We start from the raw sequence: 20,474 nt of genomic DNA on the forward strand, positions 1-20,474 counted from the left end.
ATAATAATAATAATAATTAGAGCCATTCTGTACGAATGGCTTTTTCTTGCAATATAATCAGAACAAGATCACTCCCCAATACTAATTTTCATAGATAAACAACAACCCCAACTCTTGAATTTAAAAACAAGCACTCTAAATGCTTACTATTTAAATCAGTTGGAAACCATCTAAAATTTTATAAAAACCAAATTCGTACATAGTACTAAAAAGACATTCTTAATTACTATTAACAAACCAATATTATTTGTGCTTCACAGAGGACATACAAACACACCTCTAATTAGCTCACTATATGTAACCTTGAAATATTAAACAAAGTACTTAAAATCCTCACTAGCCAGATAAAAATTAATAAAAGGATAAATACTGAACATAAAAAAAGCCATTCTTTCGAATGGCTCTTATAAACAAACTTAAATATTAGAATTTAAATCTCTTTCTATCTGTTTCTGTCAAGTAAATCTTTCTTAAACGAATAGATTTAGGAGTAACCTCAACATACTCATCTTTTTGAATATACTCTAATGCTTCCTCTAAAGAGAAAATAATTGGAGGGATAATTCTAGCTTTTTCATCATTTCCAGATGAACGAACGTTAGATTGTTTCTTCTCCTTAGTTACGTTTACACACATATCATCACCACGAGAGTTTTCACCAATTACCTGACCTTCGTAGATTTCAGCATTTGGCTCAACAAAAAACTTACCACGATCTTGTAATTTATCGATAGAATAAGGAATTGCTTTTCCTTTCTCCATAGAAATTAATGAACCTTTGTTACGTCCAGCAATTTCTCCTTTGTAAGGCTCATACCCAATAAAACGGTGCGCCATGATAGCTTCACCAGCTGTAGCAGTAAGTAATTGATTACGCAATCCAATAATTCCACGAGATGGAATGTTGAATTTCACAATCATACGTTCTCCTTTTGTTTCCATGCTTAACATTTCACCTTTACGCATAGTCACAAACTCTACCGCTCTTCCAGAAAGTGTTTCTGGTAAATCGATTGTTAGTTCCTCAATTGGTTCACATTTTTTACCATCAATTTCTTTGATGATAACTTGTGGTTGACCGATTTGTAACTCATACCCTTCTCTTCTCATTGTTTCAATAAGAACAGATAAGTGAAGTACTCCACGACCAAAAACCATGAATTTATCTGCAGAGTCAGTCTCACCCATTTTCATGGCTAAGTTTTTCTCTAATTCTTTAGTTAATCTTTCACGAATATGACGAGATGTTACAAATTTACCCTCTTTACCAAAGAAAGGAGAATCATTAATCGTAAACAACATACTCATCGTTGGCTCATCAATAGCAATTGAAGCTAAACCTTCTGGGTTTTCATGATCAGCAATAGTATCACCAATTTCAAAACCTTCTACACCAATTATTGCACAAATATCCCCTGCAATAACTTCACTAACTTTTTTACGTCCAAGACCTTCAAAAGTATGCAGTTCTTTGATACGAGATTTTGATATTGTACCGTCTCTTTTTACTAAAGAGATTGGCATTCCTTCTCTCAAAACACCTCTCTCTAAACGACCGATTGCGATACGACCAGTAAATGCAGAGAAATCTAAAGAAGTAATTAACATTTGAGGAGTTCCTTCAGAAACTTTAGGAGCTGGTACATTTTCAATAACCATATCTAGCAATGCTTCAACATTGTCAGTTACGTTTTCCCAATGATCAGACATCCAGTTATTTTTTGCAGAACCATAAACTGTTGGAAAATCCAACTGCCATTCTTTTGCACCTAATTCAAACATTAAGTCAAAAACCTTCTCATGAACTTCTTCAGGTGTACAGTTTTCTTTATCTACCTTGTTAATAACTACGCAAGGTTTTAATCCTAAGTCAATAGCTTTTTGTAGTACAAAACGAGTTTGTGGCATAGGACCCTCAAAGGCATCCACTAACAAGCAAACCCCATCAGCCATATTTAATACACGCTCTACCTCTCCACCGAAATCGGCGTGACCAGGTGTGTCAATAATGTTGATTTTTGTACCTTTATATTGTACAGAAACATTCTTTGAGGTAATAGTTATACCTCTCTCACGCTCTAAGTCGTTGTTATCAAGGATTAAGTCACCAGTGTTTTCGTTGTCACGAAATAACTGACAGTGATACATAATTTTATCAACCAAAGTTGTTTTACCGTGATCGACGTGGGCAATAATTGCAATGTTTCTAATAGCTTCCATCTGTGATTTTTAATGGGTGCAAAGGTACACTTTATTTTGATATAAAAAATATTTCTCAAATACTTTACCTATTATTAACCATTTAGACACAAAAGAGGGCTTAAAATTAGTTAGATTTTGCCGTTTGTTATTAACAATATTTAATTATATTTGAGTAATGAAAAATAAAACCAACCAAATTATTATAATTTACCTACTTACAGCCTTGTTCGTAGTTATAATATTTTATAAGTTTTCATTAAGCTACTACCAAACAGAAAATTACCCTTACTTTAACTTCATAAAAGACGCTATACTTGTATTAACAACAGGCTTAATATTTAGATACATTCTTACTAAGAATGACAAAAGAAGTACCATTTATTTCAACCAACTAAAACAAATCAACGAAGACTTCAAGGAATCTAACGATAAATACGACATTGTCGCTAAAGCCACTAGTGATACAATATGGGATTGGAAAATCGAGGAAGATCAAATGATCTGGAGTAAAGGAATTCAAGCGGTTTATGGATACGGAGAAAACGAAGTAGGAAACGGCTCTAATTGGTGGTTTGAAAATATCCACCCGGAAGACAGTATAAAAATGTCTATCAAACTATATTCGTTTCTTGAACAAAAAACAGAAAAATGGCAGGATGAATACCGATTTAAATGTGCAGACAACACCTATAAATACGTACTAGATAGAGGTTTTTTACTTAAAGACGAAAACGGTAAGGCAGTAAGAATGATAGGTGCTATTCAAGACATAACAAAACAAAAGGAAGAAGAACTAAGGTTGAAATTATTAGAAACGGTTATTGTACAAACAAAAGAATCTATAATTATCACGGAAGCAGATTTTGACAACCATAAACTTCCAAAAATCGTTTACGCTAATCCTGCATATACATCAATGACTGGTTTCGAGTCACACGAAGTTATTGGCAAGACTCCTGATTTATTTCAAGGACAGAAAGCTAGTTTTAGCGCAATGTATAAGATCCTGAAAACATTACATAGCAGGCAAGAAACTCTAATTGAAACACTATCTACTCGTAAAAACAAAGAAGAATTTTGGTTACGTTTTTCTATGATACCAATATATAACTCAGAACATGAACTTACTCATTGGGTATCCATGCAAAAAGATGTTTCTGAAGAAAAAAAGCAAGAAAAAGAAAAAGAACATCTTATTAATGAGCTCACCCAAAACAATAAAGACTTAAAACAATTCTCTTACATCACATCGCACAATTTAAGAGCACCAGTTTCAAACTTAACAGGACTCCTTAATCTAATCGATGACATACCAATTGACGATCCAGAGTTAGCAGAAATTCTTGGTGGATTTCAAAAATCCACAAACCTGTTAAACGAAACGATAAACGATTTGACCAAAGTAATGATCATTAAAGACAAAAGCGCAGTTCAAAAAGAAGATGTTTTACTTGAAGATGTTTTTAAAAATGTATGCAATCAACTTTCGTTTCAAATCGAAGCAGAACAACCTATTTTAAATATTAACTTAGCAGATGTGCCTTCTATAAGAATGAACAAACCTTACATAGAGAGTATCTTACTAAATCTTCTAACAAACGCAATCAAATACAAGTGCGCTGATAAAACTCTAGAAATAGCGATAGAAGCAAACCAATTAAAAGACAAAACGATACTTACCTTTACTGATAACGGAATAGGAATAGATCTAGACAGAAATAAGGACAAAGTTTTTGGACTTTACCAGCGTTTTCATGATTATCCTGACAGCAAAGGACTGGGACTATATTTAGTAAAATCACAAGTTGAGGCTATGGCAGGAACCATAAGTATTAAAAGTGAAGTGAACAAAGGAACCACTTTTACGTTAACATTCAAAAACAAATAAATATGTTAGATCGTATCTTATGTATAGATGATGACCCGATAACGCTAATGCTTTGTAAAAAAGTAATCATGAAAAGCCTATTTTCTAAAGAAATAATCACTGCTCAAAATGGAGAAAAAGCACTGCAATATTTTGATGATTTACTAGATGTTGATTTAAGCAAAATTGAATTACCTGAGATGATTTTTCTAGATTTAAACATGCCTGTAATGGGTGGATGGGAATTCTTAGACGCCTTTAACGCACCAAAGTATAATAGGTTTCACAGTATCAAAGTAGTTGTCCTAACCTCCACGATTGACCCCAAAGATTTAGAAAAATCACAAACATACCCTATGGTATTAGACTTTTTATCTAAACCAATTACTTTAACTATGCTTGAATACATTAACACAAAATCGTAAGAATTATTACAATCGGCTCTCAAATATACTATTTACAGTTGAGAGCCGATATTTTTTTCACAATCAAAAACTTGGCTAAAGAGGCGCTTTCATAAATAATTATATAAAACAAAAAAACCTCCTAATATAGGAGGTTTTTTTAGTATTAAGATCAAAACAAAGTTTTACAATTTTGCAACAAATTTAGTCAACTTTGATTTTAAGTTTGAAGCTTTATTATCATGAATGATGTTTTTCTTAGCTAATTTATCAATCATTGATATAACGTTTGACAATTTTGCAGTAGCATCTACCTTATCAGTTGCTATTCTTAATGCTTTAATAGCATTACGAGTAGTTTTATGCTGGTATCTGTTTAATACTCTTCTCTTTTCGTTACTTCTGATTCTCTTTAGAGCTGACTTATGATTTGCCATTTTATTATATTTTTATCTTTTACTAATTTTAGTAGTCCGTAAGGGAATCGAACCCCTGTTACCAAGACGAAATCTTGGCGTCCTAACCCCTAGACGAACGGACCATCATTCCTCTAAGTTTTTATCAATCCAGCGATTGAAATTGTAGCCCGTAGCGGAATCGAACCGCTCTTACATGGATGAAAACCATGCGTCCTAACCGATAGACGAACGGGCCATTTTCCTTTTAAAGTCCAGGAATACTGCAACACAATAAAAATAGTAGCCCGTAGCGGAATCGAACCGCTCTTACATGGATGAAAACCATGCGTCCTAACCGATAGACGAACGGGCCCTGCTTCTGTATTGCGGATGCAAAAATACAACTATTTTCGAGAAGTGCAATACCTAAACTAAAAAAAATCAAAAAAATTAATATGCTTTAGCAAAAAGCACTCTTTTTGATGATGGATTCCCAGTAAACACGCATGTTCCCACCTCTTCCTTAGCATCCAAAGGAATACAACGAATAGTGGCTTTTGTCATGTCTTTTATCTTCTCCTCAGTTGCTGCAGTACCATCCCAATGAGCTGACACAAACCCACCTTTATCTTCTAAAATTTGTTTAAATTCTTCGAAATCATTCACTTCAGTAATATGATTATTTCGATAACTCAAAGCTTTATCAAATAAATCATTCTGAATTTGTTCCAAAAGTTCTTTTATGTAAATTGCAATACCTTCCTTCTCCTTAATTTCTTTTGTCAAAATATCTCTTCTTGCAACTTCAAAAGTTCCATTCTCTAAATCTTTTGGACCAACAGCGATACGAACCGGCACCCCTTTTAATTCCCATTCTGCAAATTTAAAACCAGGCTTTTGAGTTGTACGATCGTCAAACTTCACTGTTACATTTAATTTTCTTAAGTCAGCTGTCAAAACAGAAACCGCAGCTGCAATTTCAGACAACTGTTCATCCGTTTTGTATATAGGAACAATTACAACTTGAATTGGAGCTAAATTAGGCGGTAACACTAAACCTTGATCATCTGAGTGCGTCATGACTAAAGCCCCCATCAAACGAGTAGAAACCCCCCACGAGGTACCCCATACATATTCTTGTTTCCCTTCGGCATTTGCAAACTTCACATCGAACGCTTTAGCAAAATTTTGACCTAAAAAGTGAGAAGTTCCTGCTTGCAATGCTTTTCCGTCTTGCATCAATGCTTCGATGCAATAAGTCTCTTCAGCACCTGCAAAACGCTCTGTCTCTGTCTTTAAACCTTTGACAACCGGAATTGCCATAAAGTTTTGAGCGAAATCAGCATAAACGTTCATCATTTTCTCTGACTCCTCCACTGCTTCTTCTCTAGTTGCATGAGCCGTGTGTCCTTCTTGCCATAAAAATTCTGCAGTACGTAAAAACAAACGCGTTCTCATTTCCCAGCGAACAACGTTAGCCCATTGGTTTATTAATAATGGTAAATCTCTATAGGATTGTACCCACCCTTTATAAGTAGACCAAATAATTGCTTCACTTGTAGGTCGAACAATTAACTCCTCCTCTAATTTTGCATTTGGGTCCACCATTAATTTACCTGGTTTGTCAGGATCATTTTTTAACCTATAGTGCGTTACAATAGCGCACTCCTTTGCAAATCCCTCGGCATTTTTTTCTTCTGCTTCAAACATACTCTTAGGAACGAATAAAGGAAAATAAGCATTTTGGTGTCCTGTCTCTTTAAACATTCTATCCAATTCTGCTTGCATTTTTTCCCAAATAGCATATCCGTAAGGCTTGATAACCATACAGCCTCTAACGCCTGAGTTCTCGGCTAAATCAGCCTTGACAACCAGTTCGTTATACCATTTTGAATAATCTTCTGATCGGGTAGTAAGGTTCTTGCTCATAATGAATAGTTTGGCACAAATTTTGTTTTAATTATTTTAACTAAATAGTTCCGCAAAACTAACTATTTTTGTAATGTGCAACAATAAAAAACGAAATAGATATGAAAACAAATACTTTTTCATTCCTTAAACTGCCCAATTTTAGTCTCATCATTGTCTTAAGTGTTTTGATAGCATCCTGTGGATCTTATCAAAACAGTTCTTACTACGGTGATGGTATTTATGGGGACTCCGGGAATCAGAATACACAGAGACAAGTTCCAAATGACTCAAATAACCGATACAAAAGTTATTTCAGCTCCTTACAGGAAGAAAGTCAGTCATCAGAAATTTTCACGGACATTGACAACTATAATGATTACCAAGACAACCCAGATAATACTGACGGAGTGGGAAACAATTATGGAGGATGGGGAAGTAATTACACACAAACAGACATAACTATTTATCCTAATAATTTTGGAATGGGATGGGGTCTTGGCTACAATGGTTGGGGAAATCCTTATTTTAATAATGGGTTTGGATGGAATTCTCCATTTTTTGATGGCGGATTTGGATGGAACAACCCCTACTACGGTGCAGGGTATAACTGGGGCTCCCCTTTCGGACTTGGTTACCGAGGATTTGGTTTTGGAATATTAAGATGGAACAGTCCTTTCTACGGCTACAATAGTTATTACGGAAATCCTTATTTCGGAAATCAGATTTATGGAAATCAGATTATTGGTAGAAATTATTCGAATAATACTGGAAGAAGAGGGTCTGTGAATTACAATTCAAATACCAATAGAAATATCAATTCTAGAACAAGTAACAGTCAAATTAATAGAACCTACAATGGAAGAAGTAACAGCAACAGTACTTATTCCAGAAATGGATCCTTTAATTCTGGCACAAGAACGAATACTCCTATCTTTAGAAGAGGAGAAAGTCAAAATAGAAATTCAAACAGTCCAACTCAAGGAAGAACTAACAATACTAGGCAAGATAGGTCCTACACTCCTACCAACAACTCAACTCAGAATCGAACTTATACACCATCATCAAATACTGGTAGATCCTCAAGTGGATCAAGTAGCGGTAGATCATCTGGTGGGTCAAGTAGTGGAAGATCTTCTGGTGGAAGAGGATGAAGATAAAATGATCTCTTTTAAATTGGCATAAACAAAATTCAAAAATGAAAAAACAAATATTCATACTGTTAACTGGGCTAAGCTTTAGTTTTACACAATCACAGGAAATTAGAGATGCACTGCGTTATTCACAAGATAATTTAACCGGAACTGCACGTTTTAATGCAATGAGTGGTGCTTTTGGTGCACTTGGAGGAGACTTATCATCAATAGGAATTAACCCTGCCGGATCAGCTGTTTTCGCAAATAATCAAGTAGGATTCACGATTAATAGCACTAACAGGAAAAATAATTCTAATTATTTTGGAACAAACACTACTGAAAATAATAACTCTTTGAATTTAAATCAAGCCGGTGGTGTCTTTGTTTTCAAAAGTCAAAACCCACAAAGCAACTGGACAAAAATTGCAGTAGGGTTAAATTTTGAAAACACAAACAATTTTGATAACGCTACTTTCTCAGCGGGTGTAAACCCAACAAATTCTATAGGAAACTATTTTCTAAGTTATGCTAATAATGCTAATAATGGCGCACCTGTACCGCAGGAGTTTGTAAACTTGCAAAACGGAGAATCAATCAACAACTTATACTCATTTCTAGGAAGAAATTTACCTAATAATCAATACAATGGCCTTTCTGGATTTGGTGCTCAACAAGCGTTTTTGGGGTATCAAGGTTTTATAATTGATGCAGCAGATCCAAACAACAACAATTCAACCTACTTATCAAGTGTTGCGCCAGGAGGAAACTATTATCAGGAAAATACTGTAGTAACCTCAGGATATAATGGTAAGTTATCATTTAATGCCTCAACTGCTTACAAGGATAAACTTTATATAGGTCTTAATTTAAACTCTCATTTTATTGACTTTAGACAATCTAGTGTGTTTTATGAAGATAACTCCAATGCTTTAAATTCTGATTACAGAGTTACACAAGTACAATTCAATAATGATTTATATACTTACGGAAGCGGTTTTTCGTTTCAATTAGGAGCTATAGCTAAAGTTACAAATGAGTTACGCGCGGGTCTAACGTATGAGTCATCTACTTGGTACCGCGTAAACGATGAATTGTCTCAGCGTCTTATTGCAGTAAGTAGTAACAACACAGGGACCTTAGATTCAGATGTTGTAGACCCAAGATACCTTAATGTTTACGAACCTTACAAGTTACAAACACCTAGCAAAGTGACTGGAAGTTTAGCCTATGTATTTGGTAAATCTGGTTTAATAAGTCTTGACTATGCTATCAAAGATTATAGCAATATCAAATTTAAACCTACCAATGACTCTTTTTTAAGTAGTTTAAATTCACAAATGAGCAACACACTTCAAAACACAGGTGAACTACGAATAGGAGCCGAATATAAAATTGAGAGACTGAGTCTTAGAGGAGGTTACCGATACGAGCAAAGCCCTTATAAAAACAAAACTACAGTAGGTGACTTAACAGGATATTCAGGAGGATTAGGGTATAATTTTGGTTCAACTAAATTAGATTTATCTTATGCTTATGCTAAAAGAGACTCGCAACAAGGTTTTTTCTCACAAGGATTAACGAATGGTGCACAAATAAATAACATCAATAATACAGTCGCAGTATCTTTATTATTCGAATTATAAAACCATAAAAAAGTTATTTGAACCGTCTCGTATTTTAATATTGGGACGGTTTTTTTCAGCCCCGATGGCAGTGAAAATCCTCCCGCTTTTTTTCGGGAGATTGCAGCGCACAGCGGGATCAGCTCCATAAAAAGGAACTAAATAAAAGGAAACGAGTGCTGTTTAAATAAAAAAAGCGTAATTTTGCACTCCAATTTACAAATCTATGAGAACCAAGTCTTTAAAAAAGAATAAAATCAACGTAATTACCTTAGGGTGTTCTAAAAACATATATGACAGTGAAGTATTAATGGGTCAACTTCGTGCTAGCGGCAAGGAAGTTGAACATGAAGCTCCTGCCGAAAGTGAAGGTAATATTATTGTTATTAATACTTGCGGATTTATTGATAATGCTAAAGCAGAATCAGTGAATATGATATTGGAATATGCTGATAAAAAAGAAAGAGGACTTGTAGACAAAGTTTTCGTAACAGGATGCTTATCTGAACGCTACAGACCAGATTTAGAAAAAGAAATTCCGAATGTAGATCAGTTTTTTGGAACTACCGAATTGCCTCAACTGTTAAAGGCATTAGGTGCTGATTACAAGCATGAATTGCTTGGTGAACGTTTAACAACTACTCCTAAAAACTATGCTTATTTAAAAATTGCTGAAGGTTGCGATAGACCTTGTAGTTTTTGTGCAATCCCATTAATGAGAGGAAAGCACGTCTCGCAATCCATTGAAAAATTAGTTAAAGAAGCGGAAGGCTTAGCGAGAGATGGTGTAAAAGAATTAATCCTGATAGCTCAGGATTTGACTTATTATGGTTTAGATATATACAAAAAAAGAAATCTCGCAGAGTTACTTGAAAATTTAGCTGCTGTAGAAGGAATCGAATGGATTCGTTTGCATTATGCCTTTCCTACTGGTTTTCCAATGGATGTTTTAGAGCTAATGAAACGTGAGCCTAAAATTTGTAATTATATTGATATTCCATTGCAACACATATCAGACTCTGTTTTAAAATCGATGCGCCGCGGAACGACTCAAGCTAAAACTACTAAATTACTTAAGGACTTTAGAGCTGCTGTTCCTGGAATAGCAATTCGTACTACTTTAATTGTTGGATATCCTGGAGAAACTCAAGAAGATTTTAATATATTGAAAGATTGGGTACAAGAAATGAAATTTGACCGAATGGGCTGTTTCGCCTATTCTCATGAAGAAAACACACATGCTTATTTACTGGAAGATGATGTTCCTGATAATGTAAAGCAAGATCGCGCTAATGAAATAATGGAACTACAATCTCAAATTTCATGGGATTTGAATCAAGAAAAAGTTGGACAAGTATTTAAATGCATTATTGACAGAAAAGAAGGTGGTCATTTCGTGGGTAGAACAGAATTTGATAGTCCAGATGTAGATAACGAAGTGCTAATAGACGCCTCAAAACACTATGTTAAAACAGGAGAATTTGCTATGATAAAAATTATCGAAGCGACAGAATTTGATTTGTACGGAGAACCAGTCTAACCTATTCGACATCTTTATTTTACACCTTATTTAATACTAATAAATATGAAGAAAATACAAGCAATAGTTACCACTGCATTACTTTTAATGACGTTTAATTTCGTTTCTGCTCAATATGGAAATGGTTATGGAAACGGATACGGAAATGGTAGGAGTAATCAAATGAACCAGATGAGTCAGATGAATCAAACCCCATCAAAGCCAAAAGAAATCCCTATAGAGGTGACTGTAGGTAAGATAATGGAAGGTATGAAAAAGGAATTACAATTGGATCAATTGCAAGAAATAGCAATATCTAATGTACTTATAGAAAGTGTTAGGGATCAAGGTATGCTGATGAAATCCGAAAGCAATCAAGAGCAAAAAGCAAGGGAATTCCAAGCACTCTCTGAAACCACAAATAGAAAAGTAAACGAATTTTTGAACGAAGACCAAAAGGCTAAATACAAAGAGTTTATAGCAAAAGGCCCTTCAGATAGACAAAAGTCAGAAAAAAAGAAATCAAGAAAAAAAGACTAGTTTACTCTCCATCGTATAAGATTTGAACACCTATGAAAAAATATTTTTATTTCTTGATTTTAGGAATAACCATTGTATCATGCAGCACCAATCCCTATAAAGACAGTGAAAAAGTGTACGACACCCAGTTGAATACTTTTAAAGAGGCTATATCTATCAAGGAGCCTGAACCTTTACCTATAGTCACGAAAACAATTATAGGAATCGACAATGTGTATACGAAGCAACTTTATACTTTTAAGGACACGATTTCTAAAATGAATCCAAAAGACTTAGAAAACGGCATAAAAACGGAATGGATTGGAACGGTAAATTTTAATCTAAGAAAACCAAATTTCATCATTATTCACCATACTGCTCAAGATTCTATTCAGCAAACCATAAAAACATTTACGCTAACTAGAACGCAAGTAAGTGCGCATTACGTTATTGCAGATAATGGAAATGTAGTACAAATGCTAAATGATTATTTAAGAGCATGGCATGCAGGAAGAGGATCATGGGGAAGAGATACTGATATCAATTCGTCCTCTATAGGAATTGAATTAGACAATAATGGTAGCGAACCTTTTTCGGAAGCACAAATAACTAGTTTGATGGCTTTGTTAAGCAAATTAAAAAAACAATACGATATTCCTGTTCAAAACATTATAGGACACTCTGACATTGCTCCCACTAGAAAGACAGATCCAAGCGTACTTTTTCCATGGAAAATACTAGCTGAAAACGGATTTGGATTATGGGCAGATGATAGCGGCCTGCCAGCACCAGTAAATTTTGATCCTATTTTAGGACTTCGAATCATAGGATACGACACTAAAAATTTATCTGCAGCGATCAAAGCCTTCAAGCTACATTATATCCAAACTGACACTACGGCAACGTTAGATGAAAAAACAGTTAACACCATCTATGCTATTTATCAAAAAATGTAAAAAAGTATACAATGTATAATTTAAAACGTCTTACCACATGATAAGACGTTTTTTTTTGCTTTTAACAGACTTTGATATCTAATCAATAACAAAAAAAAACTGCCGAGCTACTTTACAATATTTCGACAGTTCAAAAAAAAAAAAATTATGGTATTAGCAGAGTACTGTCCTAAGCAAAGCACAGCAACTTTCAAGCTTATTAAAAGCCATATACAAGCGCTAGTGAGATCTGAGCCGCTGATGAGGAAGGAACTAAATTAGAGTCAACAAAAAACACTTTGTCAGAGTTATTATCTAATCTTACTTCTGGAATAAATGTAAGCGCTCCTGATTTTAAGTTAGCCGATAGTGTCAAAGCTGTTAGAGACGTATTACCTGATCCTTGCTTGTATTTAAAATATTCACCTCGGAGACCTAAAGAAAAAGTATCGCTTAAATCATACCCTGGATACAAGGCAACACCTGTATATCCCACATCTCCCACGTTAGAAAAATCGGCTGCATTTAAACCTAATTTAAACTTCTCTGATAATTGAAACGAGGCAGTCAAATCGACGATCGTACCACTAACAGAACCATCCATAAAGTTCAAATAAGCACTAACACTCTCGGTAGGAGCAAATGATAATTGCGCACCAAAAGCATTAAGCCCTTTAATAGGATCTGCCTTGTAGGAGTTCCAAGAATCATTAAAAGCACCAACCATAATTCCCACTTTATCAGAGATAGCATAGTTCAGTTTAACTCCTGCATTTTGAAAAGGTCCGCTCGTAAATAAATAGGATGTAGAATAGTGAAAGTTAGCTAATGGCGAAATTACTTCATATCCAATAAACGTTCCCATGTAACCTGCTGTAAAACTTAATTTATCTGTTGCAGCATATGTCGCATACAAGTTTTGAATGTGAAAAGAGTTAAGATCAGCTCCATCACCGTTAGGAATAGATTGAAATTGTCCTCTTGGTCCAAATGAAAGTTCACCTACAAATGAGGTTTTACCCGTGGTTTTTTTAAGCGCAATGTCAAGCATCCCTAAAGAAACTGAATTTTGATCTGTGGCAAAGCTGGTAAAAATATTCCCTGTTTTAGAAAAATCATATTTGTAATACACATCTGCTGATCCTGAAATTTCTAAGGGTGTATCCTGAGCAAAAGTCATTGAGGCGGTCAAAATAAATCCTAATGTTACTATTATTTTTTTCATAATTAGTTTGGTTAGTTGTTAGGTGTTTTTGTGGTTAATTATTGGTTTTTGTTAGTGTAGTATCCTGTATTACAGTATTGATTTATATACATCAAAAAAGCCGTTTTAGTTATTTTTATTTATAAATATTGTATTTTTTCAACAAATAAATTAGTTATTTCAATAAATGACTACTTATTTTCTTGGGACGAATTTATTAACTTTTATCGTAGATGAACAATTTACAGTAGCCTTTTTGACTTTGAAGAAGAAGAATTATCGATAAGTAAAAAACCGTCTAAAAAAATAAGTATTCTCTATTTTAGATAACTAAAAATTAAAAAATTCACACATCTAAATTCACCACCACCCCTGCTTTATAAAAAATAATAATCAAAAAATAACACTAATAAAGTATTAAATCGTGTTTTTATATTAAATAAAAATACACACCCCCTTTTTTTATAGGGGTACAGATTAAAATTAAATTTTTTAACAAACAAGAGTGAAATTAGAATTTACGTACAAGAGATATAGCAATTTTATTACTTTGATGAATAGCCTAATTGTAAAAACTACTTGCTATTATAATTAAAGGTGAATAAAAATTTTCCAGTGTAAATTTTTTAAATGCAGGAGAAATAGGATCCAAGCCTATGAAAGGAGAAAGATTACATAAAATAAGTATAAAAAAAAGAGCCCGATACAGTATCGGGCTCATAAGCAACAGATGTAAGAATCTGTTAAATAAATACAGTAAAAATTAACTATCGTGAATTAAGATTTTATAAAGGGATATTACCATGTTTTCTGTTTGGTACTACACTCTCCTTATTTTCTAACATACTAAAGGCTTTTAACAGTTTTCGTCTTGTATTTTGAGGCAATATAACCTCATCAATAAAACCACGTTGTGCAGCAGTGTATGGATTAGCGAACAAATCAGCGTACTCTTTTTCTTTTTCTGCTAATTTAGCCACATGATCATCTGCTTCGCTAATCTCTTTCTTAAATATTATCTCTGATGCTCCTTTTGCCCCCATTACAGCAATCTCAGCTGTAGGCCAAGCAAAATTCATATCGGCGCCAATGTGCTTAGAATTCATTACATCATAAGCCCCTCCGTACGCTTTACGCGTAATCAAAGTTACTCTAGGCACCGTAGCTTCACTTAATGCATATAATAATTTTGCACCGTGCACAATAATTCCTTGCCATTCTTGATCTGTTCCAGGTAAAAAACCAGGAACGTCCACAAGTACAAGTAGCGGAATATTAAATGCATCACAAAAACGAGTAAATCGCGCCGCTTTGATAGAGCTATTTACATCGAGACACCCTGCCAAAAACAGTGGCTGATTTGCTACAATACCAATACTTCTACCCCCTAACCTTGCAAAACCAACAATGATATTCTCTGCATAATTTTTATGAATCTCAAAAAAAGAATCTTCATCGATAATCCCTGCTATAACATTATGCATGTCGTATGGCTTATTTGGATTATCTGGAATAATACTTTCTAGTTGTTCTCTAACCTCATCATTGAGTATGTAAGGTAGTTTATGGGTTGTCTCTTTATTGCTTTGTGGTAAATAACTCAACAATCGTTTCACATCCTCAAGGCACTCAATGTCATTAGCCGAAGTACAATGCGCTACACCAGATTTTGTAGAATGCGTGCTAGCACCCCCTAATTCTTCAGAAGTTACAGTTTCGTTTGTTACTGTTTTCACCACGTTAGGCCCCGTTACAAACATATAACTAGTATCTTCGACCATCATAGTAAAATCAGTCATTGCAGGAGAATATACCGCTCCTCCAGCACATGGTCCCATGATAGCCGAAATTTGAGGAATTACTCCACTCGATTGCACATTTCGATAAAAGATATCAGCGTAACCTCCTAGAGAGCGAACGCCTTCTTGGATACGAGCACCACCCGAATCGTTTAGCCCAATCATTGGCGCTCCCATTTTGACAGCCATGTCCATAACTTTGCAAATTTTCTCAGCATGCGTTTCTGATAGCGCACCTCCAAAAACGGTGAAATCTTGAGCAAAAACATAGACTAATCTGCCGTTTATAGTTCCGTAACCAGTGATTACACCATCTCCATAGTACTGCTCTTTCTCCATACCAAAGTCAGTGGTACGGTGGGTTACTAGCATTCCAATTTCTTCAAAAGACCCTTCATCCATTAAATAATTAACCCGTTCTCTTGCTGTTAATTTCTTTTTTTGGTGCTGCTTTTCAATTCTATTTTTACCTCCACTCAAATGGGCTTTAGCAATTTTATCGTTTAATATTTCTATTTTATCTTTCATCTTACTATTTTTAACTGCTTACTTGGCTATCTTTTAATCTTCAATCACTAGACTTAATCGATCACTTAGGCAAGCGCACTATTTTTTGATCTTCGAAATAACGCTGTAATGCGATTAAAGCAGCAATTTCGGCCTCTTGTTCCATTTCCTTCTGCAATGAAGCAGCGTTGTAATACTTTTTGACAAAATGAGTGTCAAAATTTCCGGATCTAAAAGCATCATGCTCCATCACATATTTACCAAATGGCAATGTAGTTTGTACACCCTCTACAAGATAATTATCGATAGCATTGATCATGATTTCGATTGCTTCCTCACGGGTACCACCATAAGTAATCAATTTAGCAAGCATTGGATCATAATAAATAGGAATATCCATTCCCTGTTCAAAACCGTTATCAACGCGTATTCCTATACCTTCAGGTAACTGATATACATCTAAATGACCCACACTTGGTAAAAAATCATTTAATGGATCTTCGGCATAAACACGTAATTCCATTGCATGTCCTTTTATCTTTAAATCTTCTTGCTTGATGGTTAGCGCTTCGCCACGAGCCACTTTTATTTGCATTTCGACTAAATCTAAGCCAGTAATCAATTCAGTTACAGGATGCTCTACTTGTAAACGCGTATTCATTTCTAGAAAATAAAAATTGTTGTTTTCATCTAATAAAAACTCGACAGTCCCTGCACCAAGGTAATCACAAGATTTAGCAACTAAAACAGCAGCCTCGCCCATTTGCTTACGCAATTCCGGTGTTAAAACCGAAGAAGGAGCTTCTTCAACTACCTTCTGATGGCGACGCTGAATACTGCATTCGCGTTCGAACAAATACAAAATAGTGCCGTGGCTGTCGGCCATAATCTGGATTTCGATGTGACGAGGAGAAGCTACATATTTTTCGATAAAAACAGAACCATCACCAAAAGCGTTCAAAGCTTCACTAATCGCACGATTCATCTGAGATTCAAATTCTGCTTCATTTTCAACAACACGCATTCCTTTTCCACCACCTCCGGCAGAGGCTTTTATCAATATAGGGAATCCAATTTGGGCGGCGACTTTTTTCGCTTCTGCAATATCCGTTATTGCTTCATCTAGTCCGGGAACCATAGGAATATCGTATTGCTTTACTGCTTCCTTAGCAGCTAGCTTACTTCCCATGATATGGATAGCCTTAGACTTTGGACCTATAAAAACAATATTATTTTGTTCTGCTTTTTCAGCAAAATCAGCATTCTCACTCAAGAAACCATAACCAGGATGAATGGCATCAACGCCAAGTTTTTTGGCTACTTCTATTATCTTATCTCCTAGTAAATACGATTGATTTGATGGAGCTTCACCAATCCAAACTGCTTCATCAGCAAATTTGACATGAGGTGCATTTCTATCTATGGTAGAGTATACTGCAACTGTTTTAATACCCATTTTTTGGGCCGTTTTCATTACACGAATCGCTATTTCTCCCCTATTGGCAACTAATATTTTTTTCATCCTTTATTCGAATTCAATTAATAACTGTCCTTTATCTACGGCATCTCCTTTATTCGCAGCAATCGATTTGATTACTCCATCGCGAGGCGAAAGAAAACTATTTTCCATTTTCATCGCTTCAAGGATCAGTAAAGGATCATTTTCTTTGACGGTTTGTCCCACGACCACATTAATTTCTAGAATTAGTCCTGGCATAGGTGCCTTGATTGCATTGACTTGCTTGGTCAAACCTACTTCAAAACCTAAGTCTTTGATTAATTGATCTAAATCATTGGAAATTGCAACAGTATAGGTGTTGTTATTTACCTTGACCTCATATTGTTTTTGATTGAAATTAGCCAAAACAATTTCAGCTTTATAAGGCTTGTTATGATGCAGAATATGCAAGTGGTTTGCTTCTGTTGGTACTGCATCAAGTTGAGAAATTGATTCCTTGTTAATATCGAAGGAAAATGAATCGTTTACTTTTACTTTATAGTTATCACTCATTAGTGTAATTTTTATGAATGTAAAAATAAGGAAAAGAAAACGTTTTCGTAAAGTAAAAACTAAAGTTTTATGCTAATTTAGTATAGCTAATTTAAAATATAATTAAAGTACTAATAGTCCAAATTCCCTTAAGGTATGAATTGGCTTTGCAAACCAAAACAACTCAAAATCATCAAAATTTTTCTCGAAATCAACTTTAAGTTCTTGAAAAGTATAGGTTTTCGAACAAGAAACAGCGATTTTAGATAACGTATCCGCTAACCATTCTCCTTCATTTTTGTTGGTTTGAATGGTGAAACTTTCTTTTTTATCATGAAAAGTAAGTGCTACCATTTCCCAAGAGTTTCCCTTTTTAGACTTAGTAAAATGCTCTATCGCAGGTTTACCGCCAAGCCACACAATTTTAGCTGTAGTTTTAATTTGTAAATCATTATCGTGTTGAACAGCGTTAAAAATAAAGTCCTCTTTTACTGTAGTCCTCGGAATTTTAAAATCAAACCACTCTTGCAATTCGTAGTCAAAACAAATGCCATGCATGAAGTTAAACAACGATTTCTTGAGTCCGAATGAAAATTTATCATGGTTAATTCCTGTTTTATCAGTGTAGTTAATATCGTTGTTGGCAAAGGTACCAATAACTTCAGTTTCTTTTACCACACCAAATTTTTCAGGATACAACCCTACCGGACTGTGAGCAGTCATTGCAAATTGATGCCAAAACCCCGATTGCAATACTCCTGCTTCAAATAATTGGCGGACCATTTCTAAACTGTCTATCGTTTCTTGCACGGTCTGAGTAGGATATCCGTACATGAGATAAGCATGCACCATAACTCCCGCTTCGGTAAAATTACGTGTTACTTTAGCCACTTGTTCTACGGTGACGCCTTTGTCTATTAATTTCAATAAACGATCTGAAGCAACTTCAAGTCCACCCGAAACGGCAATGCAACCCGATGCTTTTAAAAGTAAACACAGATCAGCGGTAAAGCTTTTTTCAAATCGAATGTTCGTCCACCAAGTCACTGATAATTTTCTTCGAAGTATTTCTAACGCTAAGGCACGCATTAAAGCTGGGGGCGCGGCTTCATCAACATAATGAAATCCATTTTCTCCTGTTTGCTCCATCATTTCCTCCATACGATCACATAGCAAACTAGCAGCAATGGGTTCGTAAATTTTTATATAATCTAAAGATATATCACAAAAAGTACATTTGCCCCAGTAGCATCCGTGGGCCATAGTGAGCTTATTCCAGCGACCGTCAGACCACATACGATGCATGGGATTTACGATTTCGATAACCGATATGTATTTGTCCAATAACAAATCAGAATAATCTGGAGTTCCCACTTGGGATTGCTTGTAATCTGGTTTTACAGAATTATTTTTATAGACCACTTTTCCGTCTTCTAATAAAAAAGTTCTTTTGTACTGCTTCTCGACTGCGCTCGAACTAACAGCATTTACAAGTTCTTCAACAGGCACTTCGCCGTCATCCAAAGTAATGTAATCGAAAAACTCAAAAACACGAGCGTCTGATAATGACCTTAGTTCCGTATTAGGGAAACCGCCACCCATAGAAATCTTAATTTCGGGATGATGTTTTTTTACCCATTGCGCTGAACGAAAGGCACTGTATAAATTCCCTGGAAAGGGAACAGAAATTAAAAATAAAGTAGGATTAACTGCTTCAATTTTTTGTTTTAGAGTCGAAAGCAAAACGGAATCAATGTAAGTAGGCTCCTGTTGCAACGCTTGGTACAATTCATCAAAAGAATTAGCTGATCTACCTAAACGTTCAGCATATCGGCTGAAGCCAAAGTTTGAATCTACACATTCTACAATAAAATCAGAAATATCCTCAAGGTATAAAGTTGCCAAATGCTTCCCTTTATCCTGCGTTCCCATGGTACCAAAAGCCCAATCGAGTTCTTCTAATTGTGCAAAGCGAGAAGCTTCAGGTAAATAATCTTCTTGACAAATCTGCAAAGCCAAGGTTGGGTTTTTTCCTTGCAAAAAAGCAATAACAGGATCAATTGTTTTGATGTATTCGTCCTGCAAAGCATAAATACGTTTTGAATTGTCTGAAATCGAACTGCTGGTATCTTGAAACTTTAAACGGGCAACTTCAAACAAACTTTGTAAGCCTTCTTTCGAAAACAATTTCAAAATTACTTCGATACCTAAGTCAGCTTGAAAAGCTTCAATACCTTTTGTATTCAAAAACCCCTTAATGTATGCCGTTGCTGGATAAGGAGTGTTCAATTGCGTAAAAGGCGGCGTAATTAGAAATAGTTTTGTTTTCAAAAGGATATTATTTTATGCAAAAGTAGGCGATAATTATTATTTTTTATCATATATCATTACTTACAATAAACTAGTATTAAATTGGTCATATTTGAATTAACTTTTTCTTTCTAATATCCTTTTTTTAATTTGT

At 34.9% G+C, this 20,474-nt stretch carries 15 protein-coding genes and 3 tRNA genes; 7 read left to right on the plus strand and 11 right to left on the minus strand.

The window, feature by feature from the left end; all coding sequences use genetic code 11:
* Positions 1 to 423 precede the first annotated feature (423 nt).
* A complete protein-coding gene (typA, locus tag H8R22_RS12760; RefSeq protein WP_187010778.1) occupies positions 424 to 2,220 on the minus strand; it encodes a translational GTPase TypA in 1,797 nt (598 codons plus the stop codon).
* 157 nt (positions 2,221 to 2,377) lie between these two features.
* On the opposite strand from typA, the gene H8R22_RS12765 reads away from it, so the two are divergent.
* On the plus strand, positions 2,378 to 4,090 hold the full coding sequence (locus H8R22_RS12765; RefSeq protein ID WP_187010779.1) for a sensor histidine kinase: 1,713 nt from the start codon (positions 2,378 to 2,380) through the stop codon (positions 4,088 to 4,090).
* 2 nt (positions 4,091 to 4,092) lie between these two features.
* Complete coding sequence (locus H8R22_RS12770; protein ID WP_187010780.1) at positions 4,093 to 4,494, plus strand: response regulator; 402 nt, start codon at positions 4,093 to 4,095, stop codon at positions 4,492 to 4,494.
* A 164-nt stretch (positions 4,495 to 4,658) separates the two neighbouring features.
* Here H8R22_RS12770 and rpsT read toward each other — a convergent pair whose 3' ends face one another.
* The 5 genes from rpsT to proS form a co-directional block, all read right to left on the minus strand.
* Positions 4,659 to 4,910, minus strand: a complete 252-nt coding sequence (gene rpsT / locus H8R22_RS12775; RefSeq protein ID WP_187010781.1) for a 30S ribosomal protein S20 — start codon at positions 4,908 to 4,910, stop codon at positions 4,659 to 4,661.
* 32 nt (positions 4,911 to 4,942) lie between these two features.
* Positions 4,943 to 5,014, minus strand: a tRNA-Glu gene (locus tag H8R22_RS12780).
* A 41-nt stretch (positions 5,015 to 5,055) separates the two neighbouring features.
* Positions 5,056 to 5,127, minus strand: a tRNA-Glu gene (locus H8R22_RS12785).
* A gap of 45 nt (positions 5,128 to 5,172) precedes the next feature.
* A tRNA-Glu gene (locus H8R22_RS12790) sits at positions 5,173 to 5,244 on the minus strand.
* Positions 5,245 to 5,321: 77 nt separating this feature from the next.
* Positions 5,322 to 6,800, minus strand: coding sequence for a proline--tRNA ligase (gene proS, locus H8R22_RS12795; RefSeq protein WP_187010782.1), 1,479 nt, complete (start codon positions 6,798 to 6,800; stop codon positions 5,322 to 5,324).
* A 101-nt stretch (positions 6,801 to 6,901) separates the two neighbouring features.
* Between proS and H8R22_RS12800 the strand changes: the two genes are divergently transcribed.
* The 5 genes from H8R22_RS12800 (at position 6,902) to H8R22_RS12820 (ending at position 12,531) form a co-directional block, all read left to right on the plus strand.
* The gene (locus tag H8R22_RS12800) at positions 6,902 to 7,933 is read left to right on the plus strand and encodes a hypothetical protein (protein WP_187010783.1); all 1,032 of its coding nucleotides are present in this window, start codon (positions 6,902 to 6,904) and stop codon (positions 7,931 to 7,933) included.
* Between the two features lie 44 nt (positions 7,934 to 7,977).
* Entirely contained in the window at positions 7,978 to 9,558 is a 1,581-nt protein-coding gene (locus H8R22_RS12805) for an OmpP1/FadL family transporter (protein ID WP_187010784.1), read from the plus strand.
* Positions 9,559 to 9,763: 205 nt separating this feature from the next.
* On the plus strand, positions 9,764 to 11,077 hold the full coding sequence (gene rimO / locus H8R22_RS12810; RefSeq protein WP_187010785.1) for a 30S ribosomal protein S12 methylthiotransferase RimO: 1,314 nt from the start codon (positions 9,764 to 9,766) through the stop codon (positions 11,075 to 11,077).
* 45 nt (positions 11,078 to 11,122) lie between these two features.
* Complete coding sequence (locus H8R22_RS12815; RefSeq protein ID WP_187010786.1) at positions 11,123 to 11,596, plus strand: hypothetical protein; 474 nt, start codon at positions 11,123 to 11,125, stop codon at positions 11,594 to 11,596.
* A gap of 32 nt (positions 11,597 to 11,628) precedes the next feature.
* Positions 11,629 to 12,531, plus strand: coding sequence for an N-acetylmuramoyl-L-alanine amidase (locus H8R22_RS12820; RefSeq protein WP_187010787.1), 903 nt, complete (start codon positions 11,629 to 11,631; stop codon positions 12,529 to 12,531).
* Positions 12,532 to 12,730: 199 nt separating this feature from the next.
* Here the strand turns inward: H8R22_RS12820 and H8R22_RS12825 are convergent, their stop codons facing one another.
* The 5 genes from H8R22_RS12825 to H8R22_RS12845 all read right to left on the minus strand — a co-directional run bounded on the left by H8R22_RS12825 (position 12,731) and on the right by H8R22_RS12845 (position 20,341).
* Entirely contained in the window at positions 12,731 to 13,735 is a 1,005-nt protein-coding gene (locus tag H8R22_RS12825) for an outer membrane beta-barrel protein (RefSeq protein WP_187010788.1), read from the minus strand.
* A gap of 764 nt (positions 13,736 to 14,499) precedes the next feature.
* Positions 14,500 to 16,041 carry an acyl-CoA carboxylase subunit beta gene (locus H8R22_RS12830; RefSeq protein ID WP_187010789.1) on the minus strand — a complete coding sequence of 514 codons (1,542 nt, stop codon included), beginning with the start codon at positions 16,039 to 16,041 and terminating at the stop codon, positions 14,500 to 14,502.
* 61 nt (positions 16,042 to 16,102) lie between these two features.
* Positions 16,103 to 17,542, minus strand: coding sequence for an acetyl-CoA carboxylase biotin carboxylase subunit (gene accC / locus H8R22_RS12835; protein ID WP_187010790.1), 1,440 nt, complete (start codon positions 17,540 to 17,542; stop codon positions 16,103 to 16,105).
* Positions 17,543 to 17,545: 3 nt separating this feature from the next.
* Complete coding sequence (locus tag H8R22_RS12840) at positions 17,546 to 18,031, minus strand: acetyl-CoA carboxylase biotin carboxyl carrier protein subunit (protein WP_187010791.1); 486 nt, start codon at positions 18,029 to 18,031, stop codon at positions 17,546 to 17,548.
* Between the two features lie 102 nt (positions 18,032 to 18,133).
* The gene (locus H8R22_RS12845; protein ID WP_187010792.1) at positions 18,134 to 20,341 is read right to left on the minus strand and encodes a B12-binding domain-containing radical SAM protein; all 2,208 of its coding nucleotides are present in this window, start codon (positions 20,339 to 20,341) and stop codon (positions 18,134 to 18,136) included.
* Positions 20,342 to 20,474 lie beyond the last annotated feature (133 nt).

The organism is Flavobacterium kayseriense (assembly GCF_014305095.1).
Lineage (GTDB): Bacteria > Bacteroidota > Bacteroidia > Flavobacteriales > Flavobacteriaceae > Flavobacterium > Flavobacterium kayseriense.